General features: G+C 31.7%; 18 protein-coding genes. 5 read left to right on the top strand and 13 right to left on the bottom strand.

All coding sequences use genetic code 11. The features are described 5' to 3' along the window. The 5 genes from nifK to nifH form a co-directional block, all read right to left on the bottom strand. Positions 1-1,292 (bottom strand): nitrogenase molybdenum-iron protein subunit beta (nifK, locus tag ABY298_RS02220; protein ID WP_372744359.1); only part of this gene is annotated, 1,292 nt, incomplete at its 3' end. Positions 1,293-1,345: 53 nt separating this feature from the next. Continuing rightward, positions 1,346-2,977: a nitrogenase molybdenum-iron protein alpha chain gene (gene nifD / locus ABY298_RS02215; protein ID WP_372744358.1), complete on the bottom strand. Its 1,632-nt coding sequence runs from the start codon at positions 2,975-2,977 to the stop codon at positions 1,346-1,348. Positions 2,978-2,995: 18 nt separating this feature from the next. Next, positions 2,996-3,373: a P-II family nitrogen regulator gene (locus ABY298_RS02210; RefSeq protein WP_372744357.1), complete on the bottom strand. Its 378-nt coding sequence runs from the start codon at positions 3,371-3,373 to the stop codon at positions 2,996-2,998. Positions 3,374-3,376: 3 nt separating this feature from the next. Next, on the bottom strand, positions 3,377-3,703 hold the full coding sequence (locus ABY298_RS02205; RefSeq protein WP_372744356.1) for a P-II family nitrogen regulator: 327 nt from the start codon (positions 3,701-3,703) through the stop codon (positions 3,377-3,379). Between the two features lie 28 nt (positions 3,704-3,731). Then, positions 3,732-4,556 (bottom strand): nitrogenase iron protein, encoded by an 825-nt coding sequence (nifH, locus tag ABY298_RS02200; RefSeq protein WP_372744355.1) that lies wholly within the window; start codon positions 4,554-4,556, stop codon positions 3,732-3,734. A 364-nt stretch (positions 4,557-4,920) separates the two neighbouring features. Here nifH and ABY298_RS02195 point away from each other — a divergent pair, with 364 nt between their 5' ends. Next, positions 4,921-6,528 carry a sigma-54 interaction domain-containing protein gene (locus ABY298_RS02195; RefSeq protein WP_372744354.1) on the top strand — a complete coding sequence of 536 codons (1,608 nt, stop codon included), beginning with the start codon at positions 4,921-4,923 and terminating at the stop codon, positions 6,526-6,528. A 37-nt stretch (positions 6,529-6,565) separates the two neighbouring features. On the opposite strand, the gene ABY298_RS02190 is transcribed toward ABY298_RS02195, so the two are convergent. Genes ABY298_RS02190 through ABY298_RS02175 form a run of 4 tightly spaced genes read right to left on the bottom strand, consistent with a single transcriptional unit; the run spans position 6,566 to position 7,907 of the window. Continuing rightward, positions 6,566-6,967 (bottom strand): hypothetical protein, encoded by a 402-nt coding sequence (locus ABY298_RS02190; RefSeq protein WP_372744353.1) that lies wholly within the window; start codon positions 6,965-6,967, stop codon positions 6,566-6,568. Between the two features lie 5 nt (positions 6,968-6,972). Further along, entirely contained in the window at positions 6,973-7,266 is a 294-nt protein-coding gene (locus ABY298_RS02185; RefSeq protein ID WP_372744352.1) for a hypothetical protein, read from the bottom strand. A 3-nt stretch (positions 7,267-7,269) separates the two neighbouring features. Further along, positions 7,270-7,491, bottom strand: coding sequence for a hypothetical protein (locus ABY298_RS02180; RefSeq protein ID WP_372744351.1), 222 nt, complete (start codon positions 7,489-7,491; stop codon positions 7,270-7,272). An 11-nt stretch (positions 7,492-7,502) separates the two neighbouring features. Continuing rightward, a complete protein-coding gene (locus tag ABY298_RS02175; protein ID WP_372744350.1) occupies positions 7,503-7,907 on the bottom strand; it encodes a hypothetical protein in 405 nt (134 codons plus the stop codon). A 750-nt stretch (positions 7,908-8,657) separates the two neighbouring features. On the opposite strand from ABY298_RS02175, the gene leuC reads away from it, so the two are divergent. The 4 genes from leuC to leuB all read left to right on the top strand — a co-directional run bounded on the left by leuC (position 8,658) and on the right by leuB (position 13,602). After that, positions 8,658-10,052, top strand: coding sequence for a 3-isopropylmalate dehydratase large subunit (leuC, locus tag ABY298_RS02170; protein WP_372744349.1), 1,395 nt, complete (start codon positions 8,658-8,660; stop codon positions 10,050-10,052). Between the two features lie 84 nt (positions 10,053-10,136). Then, positions 10,137-10,733: a 3-isopropylmalate dehydratase small subunit gene (leuD, locus tag ABY298_RS02165; protein WP_372744348.1), complete on the top strand. Its 597-nt coding sequence runs from the start codon at positions 10,137-10,139 to the stop codon at positions 10,731-10,733. A gap of 201 nt (positions 10,734-10,934) precedes the next feature. After that, positions 10,935-12,452, top strand: coding sequence for an alpha-isopropylmalate synthase regulatory domain-containing protein (locus tag ABY298_RS02160; RefSeq protein ID WP_372744347.1), 1,518 nt, complete (start codon positions 10,935-10,937; stop codon positions 12,450-12,452). A gap of 91 nt (positions 12,453-12,543) precedes the next feature. Then, positions 12,544-13,602, top strand: coding sequence for a 3-isopropylmalate dehydrogenase (gene leuB, locus ABY298_RS02155; RefSeq protein WP_372744346.1), 1,059 nt, complete (start codon positions 12,544-12,546; stop codon positions 13,600-13,602). 172 nt (positions 13,603-13,774) lie between these two features. Here leuB and lepA read toward each other — a convergent pair whose 3' ends face one another. The 4 genes from lepA to ABY298_RS02135 all read right to left on the bottom strand — a co-directional run bounded on the left by lepA (position 13,775) and on the right by ABY298_RS02135 (position 19,181). Then, complete coding sequence (gene lepA / locus ABY298_RS02150; RefSeq protein ID WP_372744345.1) at positions 13,775-15,571, bottom strand: translation elongation factor 4; 1,797 nt, start codon at positions 15,569-15,571, stop codon at positions 13,775-13,777. Positions 15,572-15,645: 74 nt separating this feature from the next. After that, entirely contained in the window at positions 15,646-16,623 is a 978-nt protein-coding gene (locus ABY298_RS02145) for a Gfo/Idh/MocA family protein (RefSeq protein ID WP_372744344.1), read from the bottom strand. 74 nt (positions 16,624-16,697) lie between these two features. Next, positions 16,698-17,309, bottom strand: coding sequence for a carbonic anhydrase family protein (locus ABY298_RS02140; protein WP_372744343.1), 612 nt, complete (start codon positions 17,307-17,309; stop codon positions 16,698-16,700). A gap of 12 nt (positions 17,310-17,321) precedes the next feature. Next, positions 17,322-19,181 carry a SulP family inorganic anion transporter gene (locus ABY298_RS02135; protein ID WP_372744342.1) on the bottom strand — a complete coding sequence of 620 codons (1,860 nt, stop codon included), beginning with the start codon at positions 19,179-19,181 and terminating at the stop codon, positions 17,322-17,324. Positions 19,182-19,184: the final 3 nt, after the last annotated feature.

The following is a 19,184-nucleotide window of genomic DNA, read 5'->3' as shown; positions in this document are numbered from 1 at the left end:
CCTATATAGCCTAATGTTGGAAAATAAGAGTGGCCAACACGGTCTAAAATTGGGAATCCCATTCTTAGAAAAGGAATATTTTCATCTCTGGCTATATATTTTCCGTAAGTATTTCCTATTAATAAATCAACACCTTCATTTTTAATCCATTGGTGTAATAAATACATGTCAGCTCCTTGTCCATTTTGGAATTTTGCTTCTGGAATTGTTGGAAGTAATATTTCTTCCAATTTTTGATGCATTTTTTTACCTGGAGTACCTGATACTACATAAACAGGTTTCATGTTCATATCTACCAAAAATTCAACCAAAGGAATTAATTGGTCGGGATCTCCAAATAAAGCAACACGTTTTCCGTGCAAATACTGTTGCATATCGGTTATCATATCTACCAATCTTCCTCTTTCGGTTGTAATAGCATCAGGAATAGCTACTTCAGCTAATTTAGAAAGTTCCATAATAAAACGATCTGTTGCTCTTACACCAATTGGTAATTCTATGGATTGAAACGGTACTTTACATTTATTTTCTAATTTTATAGCTGCATCTTCAGTGGCCCATTTACCAAAAGCTAACGTGGCTTTATTATCTCCTGTAGCAATAATATCTGAGATTTTAGTTCCGCCTTTTGGATACATTTCATAGGTGCCAGTTTGTGGTGCGTCAACTACATCAGAGGTGTCTGGGAAAAGTGTGAAATTTGCACCCATAAGATTTGCAATTCTTTTCACTTCTCTCATATCTGAGGGTTCAACCCAACCAGAAATAAGGTTTATTTTATCGTTTTTAACACCAGTTGATTCTGATAATAGTTTTACCATTCCGCTAACCATATTTGAATATCCAGTTACGTGAGATCCAATATAGCTTGGTGTATTGCAAAAAATAACATGTTTCCCTTCAGGTATTTTACCGCCATCTCTTGCTTTTTCAACAATTTGAGTAAGATCATCACCAATGGTTTCTGATAAACAAGTTGAATGTATTGCTATTACATCTGGTTCGTAAATTGTGAAAATATTTTCAATTGCTTGTAGTAGGTTTGATTGGCCTCCAAATACAGAAGATCCTTCAGTAAATGAACTTGTTGCAGCCATAATAGGTTCTTTGTAGTGACGTGTAAGTGCGCTTCTGTGGTAAGAACAGCAACCTTGTGAACCGTGACTGTGAGGTAAACAACCATGAATTCCAAGCGCGGCGTACAAAGCTCCAACAGGTTGGCACGTTTTTGCAGGATTTATGGTTAATGAATTCCTTTCCTTAATATCTTTTGTAGTATGTCTTAATAACATAATGTCTCTAATTTAAGTTTATAAATTGTTTTTGTAAATGGTTTTAAACTTGCTTAATAAGTTGAGTTTGCCATTTTTGCTACTAATTCTGGCTGATTTTTCCAAGGAGGTGGAATTAATCCCCAAATTTTTGTATTTACCATTTTGTCTATATCATTATAGAAATTAATTGCTCCTTTAAAACCTGCATAAGGCCCTCCATAATCGTAACTATGTAATTGTTTTAAGGGAACACCATATTTTTGAATTACATATTTTTCTTTGATACCTGCGCCAATAATATCTGGTTTATAGTATTCAATTAATTTTTCAGTTTCCCAGTGAGAAATATCATCAATAACTAAACTGTTTTTTTCCATATCTGGCATCATACCATCGTACTCACTAAATCCAAAGCCTTTGTTTTCAAGCGAATTTTTTCTATCTACCAAATCTTGTCTCCATAAAGATTCATCTTTAGTTATATCTAGTTCTTCAATGTTTCTGCTATCTGCATCAATTTTAATACTATCTAATACTTTACGTCCTTCATAATCATCTCTGTGTCCAAATTCGTATCCAGCAGAAATGGTACGCATTCCTATTTCAGCAAATAATTCTTGGTAGTGGTGAGCTCGAGATCCACCTACATACATCATACAAAGTTTTCCGGTAGTTCGTGTTTTTACATCTTCAATAGTAGCTTTTACTTCTAGCATTTCACGAGCAATAATTTCTTCAGTTTTAGCTATTAATTCATCATCTTCAAAGTATTTTGCTATTTTTCTTAAAGATTTTGCAGTAGCATCAGCTCCAATAAAGTTTATTTTTATCCACGGAATACCATGTTTTTTTTCTAACATTTCAGCAATGTAATTAATGGATCTGTGACACATTACCGCATTTAAATCGGCCATATGTGCATTTTCAAATTGATGAATTGATGAGTTACCACTAAAAGTTGATACTAGAGTAATACCCATTTCTTCAAAATATTTTTCTATCACAAATGAATCTCCACCAATATTGTATTCACCTAGAAGGTTTAATTTGAATTTACCTCCAGGATCTGTATTGTTTAATCCAACTACGTGTTTAAATATTCCGTTATTAGCAATATGGTGACCAGCAGACTGGCTTACACCTTTGTAACCTTCACAGCTAAAACCAAAAATATTGATTCCTAGTTCTTCTTTCATTTTTCTTGAAACCGCATGAACATCATCTCCAATTAAACCAATTGGACAAGTTGAAAACACGCCAATAGAATGTGGCTTAAATATTTCGTAAGCTTCACGAATGGCTTCTTCCAGTTTTTTTTCACCTCCAAATACAATATTGGTGTCTTGCATATCGGTAGAAAAACAATAATTCATGTAATTTTCTCCGTCAACACCAGCATCTGTTTGATTTCTTCGGGTAAGCCAAGCGTAAAAAGAACATCCAATTGGGCCGTGAACAATATTAATAATGTCGCGTGTTGGGCCTAATATTACTCCTTTACAACCGGCATAGCAACAGCCTCTTTGTGTTATAATTCCGGGAATGGTACGAATGTTTGCTTGAATTTCCTGATCTTCATTTGGATTATTTGTAACCAATGATTTTGCTCTTTTTTTGGCTACTTTACTGGGGTATTTACTTAAAATTTCCTCAATTAATTCTGTGGTATCTGGAAATATATTTTTATTATTATCTGTAGACATATTTTTCTCTTTTATCTGTTAATCTAATACACTATCGCCAGATTCTCCTGTACGAATACTTATAACCTCAGTACTTGGTAGTACAAATATTTTTCCATCACCAGGTGCTTCAGTTCTATTAGCATTCATAATTTCTTGAACGGCTGTTTTTACTTTAGAATCTTCCACTGTAAGGGTTATCATTCTGTGTAATCTAAGTCTTGGTTCTGGTCCTAATAATGCAATAGCTTCTGGTTGATTATTTTTAACGCCTTCCATAACTGCAGCATCCCATTTTCCTTTACCACGTCCATACACATGGCCAGTGGCTGTAAACGATGGTAAACCTGCGTTTGATAAGGCTTCCTTCGTTTTGTTCATTGTGTGAATTCGTAGAATAGCTATTATTGTTTTCATAGTTTATAATTCTTTTGTTCCACGACTTATTGTGTAAGCTTCATCAACTGGGCTTACAAATATTTTTCCATCACCAAAAGCACCCTTTTCGCCAGTACGAGCAGCCTCCATAATTGTTTTAATAGGGAAATCTTTATCCTCATCATTTACCACAATCATTAATAAATCTTTAGGAATTTCGTCGTAAGTGATGTCTCCAACTTTAATTCCTCTTTGTTTTCCACGACCTACAACAGCTACTTTAGTAACGGCTACAAATCCAGCTTCAAATAAAGCTTTTATAACGGTTGCAGACTTTTCGGTTCTTACAATGGCTCTAATTAATTGCATAATTATATTTTTTAAAATGAGTGTTTTATTAGTTTAAAATTCCATATTCGATTAGTAATCCTTCTAACTCTTCAATTTCAAGTGGTGTAGGAATTACAAACAATTTGTTCTGGTCAATTTTTTTAGCAAGTGTTCTGTACTCATCGGCTTGTGGATGTTCAGGAGCATATTCAATAACAGTTTTTCTATGAATTTCGGCTTTTTGAACCATGTTGTCACGCGGTACAAAATGGATCATTTGTGTACCTAGTTTTTTGGCCAATTCTTCAATCATTTGTTGCTCGTTATCAACCAATCTACTGTTGCAGATAAGACCACCTAAACGCACAGCTCCGGCTTGGGCAAACTTTACAATACCTTTGCATATATTGTTTGCTGCATACATTGCCATCATTTCACCAGAAACTACAATGTAAATTTCTTCAGCCTTTCCGTCTCTAATAGGCATAGCAAATCCACCACAAACAACGTCTCCTAATACATCATAAAATGCATAATCTAAAGCCTTATCTTCATCATAAGCTCCTAGTTGTTCTAACATGTTAATTGAAGTAATAATACCACGACCGGCACATCCAACTCCTGGTTCTGGTCCGCCAGACTCTGTACAGCTTGTATTTCCGTAACCTGGTTTAACAATGTCTTCAAATACAACATCTTCACCTTCTTCTCTTAAAGTATCTAATACTGTTTTTTGGGCTAAACCACCTAAAAGTAATCTGGTAGAATCGGCTTTAGGGTCACACCCTACAACCATTATTTTTTTTCCCATTTCGGCTAAACCGGCCACTGTGTTTTGTGTAGTGGTTGATTTTCCAATTCCACCTTTTCCGTAAATTGCTATTTTTCTCATAATATAAGTTTTAAATGAATAATTGTTTTTACGTATTCATGTACTGTGCCATTAAAATTTTTTGAGTGAAATATGGATTCAAAATATGATTTAAATAGCAGAAAATCAGATATATAAAAATAAACTTATATGTTGCAGGGTAGGTTTTAATAAATTTTAAACGTTACATTTTTGTAAGTTTTTTATATCATTTTTACAATAATGTAATTAAATAAAATGCAAAAAAAATAGTTAAACGATAAATAAAAAACATTGCTAATACGTTTTCGTTGTTAAAAAACACTAAAAAATCTTTTTTTATTGAAAAAAACGTATTTTTGTTTTAATTAATACCTTGAGTCGCAAGAAAAAAACAATTTGTGAAATGGCTACAGAATTAAATAACAATATAAAAGACGGGTTCAAAAGTCATTATTGTCATAAGGCCGATCGGTTTTGCAAAGGAGATACGGAGCTTCCGCTATTATTTGAAATTAGTACCATGATTAATAATAGTAGGTTTATTAAAGATATTATGGACCCAATTATGGAGCTGATAGTAAAATATTTAGATGCTGAACGTTCTATATTATCAATCTTAAATCGTGAAGTGTCTAAAATATTAATTGAAGCTTCTTACGGTGTTTCTTATGATGATAAAAAACAAGGCGGATATTTAATAGGTGAAGGAATAACTGGAAACGTGGTAAAAAGCGGGAAACCTATTTTTATTGATAAGATAGACGGAGCATTAGGATTTGCAAATAAAACCAACATGAAACTTCAGTCTAAAAACAAAAAAGATATTTCTTTTATTATTGTTCCTATAAAAATAGACTTTGAAATAGTTGGTACTTTAAGTATTTCTAGAGAATATGATGAAAGAGTGAATAAAGATGAATTGATTCGTATTCTTTCGGTTATAGGTTCTATGGTTGCAAGTGCTGTGCGTGCAAGACAAGATAGACTTGAGGAAATTGAGCGTTTAAAAAATGAAAACAAAAAACTGCATTTAGAACTTGAAAATAGATTTTCTTATGAAAATATTGTGGGAAATTGTTATAAGCTTAGAGAAGTATTTAAACAAATTGAGCAAGTTGCAAACACACAAGCTACCGTTTTAATTAGAGGAGAGAGTGGAGTAGGAAAAGAACTAATTGCAGATGCTATACATTATAAAAGTGAAAGAGCAAATAAACCATTTGTAAAAGTAAATTGTGCTGCTTTGCCAGAATCTTTAATTGAAAGTGAATTATTTGGTCATGAAAAAGGAGCCTTTACTGGCGCGCTAGAATTAAAAAAAGGTAGATTTGAATTAGCAGATAGTGGTACTATTTTTATTGATGAAATAGGTGAGTTATCGGCGCATTTACAAATAAAACTATTACGGGTTCTTCAAGAAAAACAATTTGAAAGATTGGGTGGTAGTAAAACATTAACAAGTAATGTTAGAATTATAGCCGCAACAAATAGAAATTTAGAAAATGCCATACTTGATGGAAAATTTAGGGAAGATTTATATTACAGGTTAAATGTTTTTCCAATATATATGCCTTCTTTACGCGAGCGCTTAAATGATATTCCGTTGTTAGTAGATCATTTTATTAAGAAAACGAACAAGAAAAATGGCACTAATATTATTCGTGTTTCATCTTCTGCTATTGATGCATTAATGATTTATAATTGGCCTGGAAATATTAGAGAATTAGAAAATTGTATTGAGCGGGCGGCAATTATAAGTACAGATCAAGTAATACGTATAGAGAACCTTCCTCCAACACTTCAAACAGCACAATCTTCAAGTACATTTAGCAAAGGTTCACTGCAAATTATTGTTGAAAAAGTGGAGAAACAATTAATTATTGATTGTTTAACAACTACAAATGGTAATGTTATGCAAGCTGCAAAGGAATTAGGTATATCAAATAGGAAATTAGGGTTAAGAATAGAAAAATATGTTATTGATGTTGCTAAGTATAAAGGAACTAAATAGTGCACTAATATTTATTTGCCTTACCTATTACATTTAGTTAAATTGCTTTTGAAATAGTTGCGTTGCAAATAGTATGAGCTATGGTGCTAATTTCTATTACGGCACTTTTTAAATCAGATAAATCTTCCTCTGATGGCTTTTCTGTGTGGTATTTATCAATAGAGCAAATAGATTGGATGTTTTCGTATTTTAAAATGCGAGATTTAAGTGTTTTGTCAATTGTTATTACCGATTCTAAAGCAATCAATAAATCTGTATATGTATGATTGTTTGGTAGACAATTATGAAAATCTAAAATGGCCATTGTGTAAGCTTCAAAAGACATAGAAATTAAATTATACCGTATTTCTGCGCCAAACCTACTTCTTGTTCCGTAAGCTTTTAAATATTGGTCGCCTTCTTGTAACCAAGTTTTCCAGTTGAGTTTTTTATTTGCCATAATATTTAAATAAATTGTAATTCTACTTCTTCGTTTTTTTGAGCTAATTTAAAATCGCCTTTAAGTGTTAGTGTACATTTTTGTTGTTTACACGCATTTGAAAGGTTTGTAAATAGTGTTTCTTTTTCGTTGCAGTCTTCATGAAAGTAGCAGAAAAAATTAGTTGGTTTTGAATCGTCAAATTGTATAATAAATGCGGTATAATCTGGAAATACCAAATCATCATAAGCATAGGCAACTTCTAATCCTGTGGCTATTTCAATTATTGAGCGTACTTTTTCTAAATCTCTATATTCCATAATTTAAAATATTAATAAGAACCAAATTCTTAATTGTTGATATTTTTCTGCTTGTTCATAGGTGGAACATTTAACCAATTGCATATTAATGGCGTCTTCAAATTCTATTTCGTTAAAATTCAATTGTTGTAATAATTTTTCTTTTGAAAGCGTTTCGCATAAGGTTCTTAATTCACTATGAATACTTGCTGTTTTTACAAAGGCTATTGCTTTACTTAATGCCATAATTTAGGGTTTTAGTGACATGAGGACACTGAACCACAAGAATTTAAGCTACACGTGCTGCTGCAACTTGGTCCTTCAGATAGTTGAAGAGATGTAAAAGGTTCTAGCTCATTGTTTAAAAATAAAGTAATGTTTTCTTTTAAATTTTTACTTTTTGCTTTGTAAACAGCTAAGCCACTTTCTTTAAATAATCGTAAAGCTAAATAAGGCATATGGCTTGTAATTATTACATAAATACTTTTATGTTTTAAGGCAATGCTAAGGTTATCATCTAAATTGCTAATTTCTTTAGTTTTTAACCAAGTGTAGCTATTGTTAAGACTGTTGTAAATACATGAATAATCTGTATTATGAAAACCTTTGGCTAATTTATTTTTTCCTTTTTCTAAATCTGTAATTGGGATAATTATTTTCATAAGATTAAAATTTTTAAAACTTTTAATTCAGTTTACAATATCAATATTAAACAGTGAGCAAATGAAATGCCATAAAATTTAAAACACTGAAAAACAGTTTTTTAAAATAAAATTTTATATAATAAATGTTACATTTATGTAATAAAATAGGTAGAATTTACAAAAATGTAATTATTATAAATCAGCTTTCATTTTTACTTTTAAATAGTATAAAGGCTTAAATTTTAATAGAGAAAACACACTGCTTGCAATGCTGCTATTTTATTGGTTTAAATTGGTAATTTTTAATTGTAAATTGTAAAATATACATTGTTAATTGAATTTGAATATCGTATAATTTTTACAAATAAAACAGCATAAATGTGTGTTGGTATTTAATGTATTTGGTAAATTATGTGTGTAATTGATAAAATGAAAGAAGGTGTTTAATGTTGAGGTTTTTTAATAAAATGCGTATTATTTTTGTAAATACGGCAATCAATGTAAATGGATGATCTTAAAAAATATGAAATGCTTAAATTGTGGTATTGGTATTTTTAGTAGAGAATATTTAAAGAAATAGCTTAGTACATTTTAATAAAGTGTTATAAATTAGTTTTCCATTCTTGTAGAATTTTTTATAATTGGTTTTAAATCTGTTTGGGTATCGTATAAATAAATTTATCACCTGAACATTTTTATCACTTTTTTTAAATTTGCATCGATTAAAATAATTTTTTTAGAATAATAAATACAATTAAATAAAAATAAATGAGCACTACATTATTTGACAAAGTATGGGATTCACACGTGGTTCGTAAAATTAAAGACGGACCAGATGTGTTGTTTATTGATAGACATTTAATACATGAAGTTACAAGTCCTGTTGCTTTTTTAGGTTTAAAAAGCAGAAATAATTCTGTTTTATTTTCAGAAAGAACTTTTGCTACTGCCGATCATAATACACCAACAATTAACCAACATTTACCTGTTGAAGATCCTTTATCTGCAAACCAGTTAAAGGCTTTAGAAGAAAATTCTGCTGAATACGGAATTTCGCACTGGGGATTAGGACATCAAAAAAATGGAATTGTTCATGTGGTAGGTCCAGAAAACGGAATTACATTGCCAGGAGCAACTATTGTTTGTGGAGATTCACATACTTCAACACACGGTGCTTTTGGTGCTATTGCATTTGGTATTGGAACATCAGAAGTAGAAATGGTATTGTCTTCACAATGTATTATGCAGCCAAAACCTAAAAAAATGAGAATTAATGTAATAGGTAAACTTGGTTTTGGGGTAACTCCTAAAGATGTTGCTTTATACATTATTTCAAAATTAACTACTTCAGGCGCAACTGGTTATTTTGTTGAATATGCAGGTGATGTGTTTAAGCAAATGACAATGGAAGGCCGAATGACTGTTTGTAATTTAAGTATTGAAATGGGTGCTCGTGGAGGTATTATTGCTCCCGATGAAAAAACATTTGAGTATGTTAAAGGTCGTTTATTTGCACCAAAAGGGGCAGATTGGGACAAAGCAATGAAATATTGGGAAACTTTAAGTACAGATGCTGATGCTGTTTTTGATAAAGAATTAACTTTTGATGGAAGCGATATTGAACCAATGATTACCTACGGAACAAACCCAGGTATGGGGAACGGAATTTCTAAAAATATTCCAAAAGCTGAAGACGTTGAAGGTGGTGTTGCTACCTACAAAAAATCATTAGAATATATGGGCTTTGCCGAAGGTGAAGCTATGATTGGAAAACCTGTAGATTACGTATTTATTGGAAGTTGTACCAATGGTAGAATTGAAGATTTTAGAGCTTTTGCCTCTATTGTAAAAGGTAGAAAAAAGGCTGATAACATTACAGCTTGGTTAGTTCCTGGTTCACATGTTGTGGAAGCAGCTATTAAGGAAGAAGGTTTGTTAGATATTTTTACAGAAGCTGGGTTTGTATTACGTGAGCCAGGTTGTTCTGCTTGTTTAGCAATGAACGATGATAAAGTGCCTGCAGGAAAAATTGCGGTAAGTACATCAAACCGTAACTTTGAAGGTCGTCAAGGGCCAGGTTCAAGAACATTATTGGCTAGTCCACTTGTGGCAGCAGCAACTGCGGTAACCGGAGTAGTAACTGATCCAAGAACGCTTTTGTAATTGATAATTAAAAATTAATAATTAAAAATTAGGTTGTAGGTTTTTTAAACTAAAAACAAATAACCAGCAACCAACAACAATATTATGGCTTACGATAAATTTCAAATATTAAAAAGTACAGCGGTACCATTACCAATTGAAAACGTGGATACCGATCAAATTATTCCAGCACGTTTTTTAAAAGCTACAGAACGTAAAGGGTTTGGAGATAATTTATTTAGAGATTGGAGATATAATTCAGACAATACACCAAAAGAACATTTTGTTTTAAACAACCCAATTTATACAGGAAAAATCTTAGTTGGCGGAAAAAACTTTGGTTCAGGATCATCTAGAGAGCACGCAGCTTGGGCTGTGTACGATTACGGATTTAGATGTGTAGTATCTAGCTTTTTTGCTGATATTTTTAGAGGAAACTGTTTAAATATTGGAGTGCTTCCTGTACAAGTTAGCGCGGAATTTTTAGATAAAATTTATAAAGCTATTGAAGCAGATCCAGCAACTGAATTAGAAATAGATTTACCAAAACAAACAATTACATTGTTGGTAACTGGTGAACAAGAATCATTTGAAATAAATGATTATAAAAAACAAAATATGATCAATGGTTTTGATGATATTGATTATTTAACAAAAATGAAAAACGAAATTAAAGAGTTTGCTAAAACTAGACCATTTTAATACGTTTTTAAATTGATAAAAATACATTAAAGAGGCTGTCTGAAAAGTATTGAAAATACGTCATGCTGAATGTAATTCCGCATCTTATTATAATAATTACTAAGTATTATAAGAATCTAAAATAAATTTAGGTTGGCTAAAACTTCATTTTTTTGAGACATCCTCTTTCATCTTAATTTTTGCCCAAATAACTGTTTAAAAATGAATAAAAGAAAAATAGAAATAATGGATACTACGCTTCGTGATGGTGAACAAACATCCGGAGTCTCATTTTCTTCAGTAGAAAAATTAACCATTGCAAAACTTTTGTTAGAAGAACTTCATATAGATAGAATAGAAGTGGCTTCGGCAAGAGTTTCTGAAGGTGAATTTCAAGCAGTAAAAAACATTACCGATTGGGCAGCAAAAAATGGGTATTTAAATAGAGTTGAAATGTTAACTTTTGTGGATGGCGGTCAATCTATTCAATGGATGAAGGAAGCAGGAGCAAAGGTTCAAAATTTATTAACTAAAGGTTCATTAAATCATTTAACCCATCAATTAAAAAAAACACCAGAACAACATTTTTCGGAGATAAAAGAAGTAATTAATTTAGCTCAAAAAGAAGGGATTACAACCAATGTTTATTTAGAAGATTGGAGTAACGGAATGCGAAATTCTGAAGCCTATGTTTTTCAATTTTTAGATTTTTTAGTTACGCAGTCAATTGCTAGAATTTTATTACCAGATACTTTAGGTGTATTAACTCCAGCAGAAACAAGGGAATATATTTCTAAAATTACAGCAAAATATCCTACAATTCATTTCGATTTTCATGCGCACAACGATTATGATTTAAGCGTTGCAAATGTTATGGAAGCATTATACGCTGGGGCAAAAGGTGTTCACTTAACGGTAAACGGAATGGGTGAACGTGCAGGAAATGCACCATTAGCAAGCGTTGTTGCTGTAATAAATGATTTCTTTAAAGATGAAATTGAAGTTTCAGTAAAAGAAACCTCATTATATTCTGTAAGTAAGTTAATAGAAACATTCTCAGGGGTTAGAATTCCTTCAAATAAGCCAATAGTAGGCGATAATGTTTTTACGCAAACTGCCGGAATTCATGCAGATGGTGATAATAAAAATAATTTGTATTTTAACGATTTAATGCCTGAGCGTTTTGGTAGAAAACGTAAATATGCTTTAGGGAAAACTTCGGGAAAAGCAAATATTGAGAAAAACTTACAAGAATTAGGCTTAACACTAAATAGTGAAGATTTAAAGAAAGTTACCCAACGTATTATTGAATTAGGCGATAAAAAAGAATTGGTAACTAAAGAAGATTTACCATATATTATTTCCGATGTTTTAAACAGTAATTTATATCAGGAAAGAATTATAGTAGAATCGTATGTGTTAACACATTCCAAAGGGTTAAAACCTTCAACAACGGTATTGTTAAAAATTGATAATGAATTATTTGAAGAGCACGCTAACGGTGATGGACAGTTTGATGCTTTTATGAATGCGCTTAAAAAAATATACAAAAGAAAGAAATTGGCATTGCCAATATTGGTAGATTATGCTGTGAGAATACCTCCAGGAAGTACTTCCGATGCATTATGTGAAACTATTATTACTTGGGAAAACGATACCAAAAGATTTATAACAAGAGGGTTGGATTCTGATCAAACAGTATCAGCAATTAAAGCCACACAACGAATGTTGAATATCTAAGCCTTCTAACCTTTGAAAGGGGATTTAGGTAAAACTAACAACTAGATACCAACATCTAAAAAAAGAAAATTAAAAATTAAACAAACATAAAATGAAATTAAATATTGCACTATTAGCAGGAGACGGAATTGGTCCAGAAGTAATTGATCAAGCAGTAAAAGTTTGTGATGCAGTTGCAACAAAATTTAATCACGAAATTAATTGGACACCAGCATTAACTGGTGCTGCAGCTATTGATGCTTGTGGAGAACCTTATCCAGATGATACTCACGAAATTTGTGTAAAAGCAGATGCTGTTTTATTTGGTGCTATTGGTCATCCAAAATATGATAATGATCCTTCTGCACAAGTACGTCCAGAACAAGGATTATTAAAAATGCGTAAAAAATTAGGCTTATTTGCAAATGTGCGCCCTACGTTTACATTCCCTTCATTAATTGATAATTCACCTTTAAAAAGAGAACGTATTGAAGGTACTGACTTAGTATTTTTAAGAGAGTTGACTGGTGGAATTTATTTCGGGGAAAAAGGAAGAAGAGATGGTGGAGATACTGCTTTTGATAATTGTGTGTACACGCGTGAAGAAGTACAACGTTTAGCTAAAAAAGGTTTTGAATTAGCTATGACACGGACTAAAAAATTATGTTGTGTGGATAAAGCAAACGTATTAGAAACATCTCGTTTATGGAGAGAAACCGTACAAGCAATGGAAAAAGACTATCCAGAAGTTACAGTTTCTTATGAATTTGTAGATGCAGTTGCAATGCGTTTAGTACAATGGCCAAATAGTTATGATGTATTAATTACTGAAAACTTATTCGGAGATATTTTAACAGATGAAGCTTCTGTAATTTCAGGTTCTATGGGATTAATGCCAAGCGCATCTGTAGGTACAGAAAATCAATTATTTGAGCCTATTCACGGTTCTTACCCACAAGCAACAGGTTTAGATATTGCAAATCCATTAGCAACAGTATTATCTGCAGCAATGATGTTTGAAATGGCTTTTGGTTTAACAGAAGAAGCTGAAGCAATTAGAAACGTTGTAAACAAATCGTTAGCAGAAGGTGTTGTAACAGAAGATTTGGCGGGTAAAAATAAAGCTTACAAAACTAGTGAAGTAGGAAATTGGTTAGCTAAAAATGTTTAATTAATTTCTCTAATTAAAAAAAAAGAGTCAATACGTAACGTGTTGACTCTTTTTTTTTGTTTGTAAATTCTAGCAGAGTAGATAAATATTACGTTTTTTAAACCTAATAATTATATAACTCTTGTAGGTATTATAAAAAGAACTTTTTCCTTTCGGTTCTTAATAAACTGTATTAATCATTCAATTTTAAAACAGCCATAAATGCTTCTTGAGGAATTTCTACATTTCCAACTTGACGCATACGCTTTTTACCTTTCTTTTGTTTCTCTAATAATTTACGTTTACGAGAAATATCACCTCCATAACATTTTGCCGTTACATCTTTTCTTAACGCTTTTACAGTTTCACGGGAAATTATTTTAGCACCAATAGCAGCCTGAATTGGAATATCAAACTGTTGACGTGGAATTAATTGTCGTAATTTTTCACACATTTTTTTACCAATATTATAAGCATTATCGGCGTGTATTAAAGCAGAAAGAGCATCAACTGATGTGCCATTTAATAAAATATCTACTTTTACCAATTTTGATGCTTTCATTCCAATTGGATGATAATCAAAAGATGCATAACCTTTAGAAACTGTTTTTAAACGATCGTAAAAATCGAATACAATTTCAGCCAAAGGCATATCAAAAGTTAATTCAACACGTTCTGGTGTTAAATAGGATTGATTTATAATTTGACCTCTTTTTTCTATACACAAACTCATTACTGGTCCAACAAAATCAGATTTTGTAATGATGGTTGCTTTAATAAAAGGTTCTTCAACTCGGTTTAATTTTGATGGTTCTGGTAAATCAGAAGGATTATTTACCAACAAAACTGTATCTGGGTTTTTGTTTGTAAATGCGTGATATGATACGTTAGGAACAGTAGTAATTACTGTCATATCAAATTCGCGTTCTAAACGTTCCTGAATAATTTCTAAATGTAACATTCCTAAAAATCCACATCTAAATCCAAAGCCAAGTGCAGCAGAACTTTCAGGAATAAACACTAACGATGCATCGTTTAATTGTAATTTTTCCATGGAAGAACGTAATTCTTCATATTCCTCAGTATCAACTGGGTAAATACCTGCAAATACCATTGGTTTTACGTTTTCAAAACCTTCAATTCTAGTTTTTGTAGGATTTTCAACCGTTGTAATAGTATCTCCAACTTTTATTTCACTAGCAGTTTTTACTCCTGTAATTAAATAACCTACATCCCCAGCTTTTATACTTTGTTTTGCTACTTGGGTTAATTTTAAGGTACCAACTTCATCAGCATTATATTCGTTGTTGGTAGCCATAAATTTAATTCGTTGGCCTTTTTTAATTTCTCCGTTAAAAACTCTAAAATACGTTTCAACACCGCGATAAGAGTTGTAAACTGAATCGAAAATTAAAGCTTGTAAAGGTTCATTAACATCTCCTTTTGGTGCAGGAACTCTTTCAATAATTGCTTTTAAAATTTTATCAACTCCAAAGCCAGTTTTTCCACTTGCGTGAATAATTTCTTCGGGTTTACATCCTAATAAACCAACAATATCATCGGTTACTTCTTCTGGGTTTGCACTAGGTAAATCAACTTTATTTAAAATAGGAATAATTTCTAAATCGTGCTCTAAAGCTAAATATAAATTAGAAATAGTTTGCGCTTGAATACTTTGTGCAGCATCTACAATTAACAAAGCACCTTCACAGGCAGCAATAGACCTAGAAACTTCATAAGAAAAATCTACGTGGCCAGGTGTGTCAATTAAATTTAAGGTATATAGTTCACCTTCATAGGAATAATCCATTTGAATAGCGTGACTTTTAATGGTAATACCTCGTTCACGTTCCAAATCCATATTATCTAATAACTGGGCTTGCTCTTCACGTGCCGTTGTGGTACCAGTAAAACTTAATAACCTGTCTGCCAATGTGCTCTTACCGTGATCAATATGAGCTATGATACAAAAATTTCTAATATTTTTCATGCTTCGTTTTCCTGTCTTCTTATTTTGCGCAAATATAACTAAATTGTTTTGCCTTTAACACGTAAATTTTTGTTTTAGTCGTGGTTAGGAAAAACAATACCAGCTTCTTGTCTAATATCGTCTAAAATTTTCATTAAATCTATACTTGTTGAAAGTGGTAAAATTGGACTTTCAATCAAATTATTATCCAAACATTCCATAACGTGAATGGCTTCAAACTGATAGCCTAAATTTGGACCAGCATTAAAAGTGATTTGTTTGTTTTTGTTTTGTTTATGAAGTAGTATTGGTTCACTTGAAAATCGATCATATTTTATGGTTCCTTTTTCAAAAATTAATTCTACATCATTTTTATAAGTACTTTTAAAACTTGAGTTTAAAATAGCTGTAGCACCATTCTCATAACTTAAAAACACGGTAATGCTTTCTTCGGATCCAGTTGGGCTAAATATAGGTGTAGCTTTAATTTGTGTTGGTTTTCCTAAAAACATTAATGAAGTAAAAACAGGATAAATTCCAATGTCTAACAACGATCCGGCACCTAAATCTAAATTAAACAATCTATTATTAGGATTGTAATCGCCTAAAAAATTAAAATCTGATTTTAGCATTTTTAATTTTCCTAAATCTTCATTTTTAATAAGCTCTAAAACTGTTTTAAATTTTGGTCTAAATCGCACCCAAAAAGCCTCCATTAAAAAGGTGTTATTTTTTTTAGATGCTTCAACCATTTGTTTAACTTCTTTAGAGTTTATAGCAAAAGCTTTTTCACATAAAACTGCTTTTTTGTTGTTTAAGCAAAGTAAACTATGTTCTAAATGGTGGCTATGTGGTGTTGCAATGTAAACCACATCAACATTTGAATCTTTTACCATTTCTTCATAAGATCCGTATGCTCTATCGAAACCAAATTCAGAGGCAAAGCTAGTTGCGTTTTCTAAATTTCTTGATGCTGCTGCGTATAAATTAGCGTTGGGTAGTGTTTTTAATTCTAAAGCGAATTTTTTAGCTATTTTACCACATCCTAAAATTGCCCAGTTATAATTTTTCATAATTGTAGTGTTTTCAAATTCAAATTTATAGTATTGAATTTAATTAAAACACTACAATTATGAAAATTTTGATATTAATGAAATTCAACCAGTCCTGTGTTTACATCGTACGATGCACCCACAATTTCAATTTCTCCATTTTTTTCTAGTTCAGCTAAAATTGGACTTTCTTTTCTTATTCTTTCAATAGAAACATTAACATTTTCAAAGCTTACTTCTTCAATTTGTTCAGGTGTTAATTCCTTATCATCTTTTCGAATTGAATTAATAGCTGGGCTTATCTTTTCTAGTAGTGGTGTTATATTTCCAAGCTTCACATTTTGGCATGCAGCTGTTACAGCTCCACATTTTGTATGCCCTAAAACAACTAATATTTTTGAACCAGCTACTTTGCAAGCATATTCCATTGATCCTAAAATATCTTCATTAACAATATTTCCAGCTACTCTAACGCTAAAAATATCTCCAATTCCTTGATCAAACACCAATTCGGCTGGAACTCTAGAATCAATGCAGCTTAAAATTACTGCAAATGGATATTGACCTTTGCTTGTTTCAAAAACTTGTTCTTTTAAATTTCTTTGTGCTTTTAAGTTTTCCACAAATCTTTGGTTTCCTTTAACCAAAATATCATGTGCACATTTAGGTGTTAAATTTTCTTGTATTTCTTTAGTTTGAGTTCTCATTTTTTATTTTTTTTAGTTATGTTTTTCTTTTATCCAAGTTATACATTGATTAAATGTGTCAAAAATTTGTTCTTCTGGAACTAAATCAGGAATAATATCAATTCGTTCCATTAAATATCTTGGTTGCTCTAATAAATTTACAAACAACACTGTAATATTGTGCTCATGGAGTTCTTGCAAGGCATCTTCCATAGCATATAAACCTGATTGATCCATATATTGCATTTTTTCTAAACGTATAATTACTTTTGAAGCTGTTTTTGGAATTTGTAATGCCAATTGTTGAAAATCACTTGTGGAACCGAAAAATAATGGACCTTTAAGATGTTTAATAAACACTTCTTCTTTGTATTCTTCAGGAAAGCCAATTTCATCATTCCAAGCTTCCTCTTTTAGTGTTTTAACATCGGATTGTTTTGCTGTTAAGTCTCCAATTTTTTTCATAAACATTAAAGAAGCAATAACCAATCCAATACCAACAGCATAAACTAGGTTCCAGAAAGTTGATAATCCTAATACAGTTAGCATTATTAGTACTTCCATGCTAAATTTAAAGGGACCAATTTTTACATCTTTTGGCAAGTAAGGAATTGCTTTTAACCCTTTGTAATCCATAACTCCTATACCAACGGTAATTAAGATTCCTGCTAAAACAGCTGCAGGGATTTTTGAAGCCAAAGGAGCCAATACTAATAATACAATAAACAGTAAAACACCTGCAACCATACCAGACAATCTTGTTTTTCCTCCAGAATTGATGTTTACAACGGTTCGAATTGTTGCTCCTGCTCCTGGAATTCCTCCAAATAATGATGCAATACTGTTTCCAATCCCTTGGCCAATTAGTTCTTTGTTAGGTTTGTGTTTGGTTTTGGTCATATTATCTGCAACCACACTTGTTAATAACGAGTCAATTGCTCCTAAAAGCGCCAACGTTAATGCTGTAAATATATAGGGTGTTAATCCTGCAAGGCTAAAGTCGGTAAATATTCCTAATTGAAACTTTGGTAAACCTTGTGGTATTTCAGGTATTGGTCTGTAATCTAAACCAGCTAATATAGCAATTGCTGACATAACTATAAGAGCTACCAATGTACTTGGTACTTTTGTTGTAATTCGTTTAAAACCATAAATTATTATTATAGTTCCTAATGCTAAAATTAGTTCTAACCAATTTATATTTTGTATAGCTCTTGGAAATGCTTTTAAAGCGCCCAAAACCCCTGAAGTTTCCTTTCCTGCTAACGTTTTAGATTCATTTAAAATGTCGTTTTGAGTAACAGTTGAAGCTCTATTAATGGTCTCTTTAAAATTTTCAATTACTAAAATACCTTCACCTGCTTCCTCTTTAAGTATATTTTCAAGAATTAATTCTTGAGCTTGAGGTTTAAACTGATTTACAAATTCAACGTCTTCTTTAGGATAATACCCTACGCTTGGTAAAATTTGTGTTATCAAAATAATAACTCCAATTGCAGTCATAAATCCGGAAACTACAGGATACGGTATATAACGGATGTATTTTCCTAGTCCAATTATTCCTAATCCTATCTGCATTATTCCGGCTAATAGGAAAACCATTAGGATAATTGGTAAAGCTTTTGATAAATCGCCATCATTTGTAGCAAGTATTCCTGCAATTACAACCATACTTACAGCTGTCATTGGCGCTGTTGGTCCCGAAATTTGAGTGTTTGTACCTCCAAATAAGGCAGCGAAAAAACTTATGAAAATTGCTCCATACAAACCTGCGCTAGGTCCTAATCCTGAACTTACCCCAAAAGCAAGTGCTAAAGGTAATGCTACTATACCAGCGGTAATACCTCCAAATAAATCACCACGAAAGTGTTTAAAGTTAAATAGTTTATTCATTTT

The sequence above is a fragment of the Lutibacter sp. genome (assembly GCF_041596795.1).
Classification (GTDB): Bacteria; Bacteroidota; Bacteroidia; order Flavobacteriales; family Flavobacteriaceae; genus Lutibacter.
Note: the sequence above shows the minus strand (reverse complement) of the source record. Positions and strands in the feature narration are given on the sequence as shown.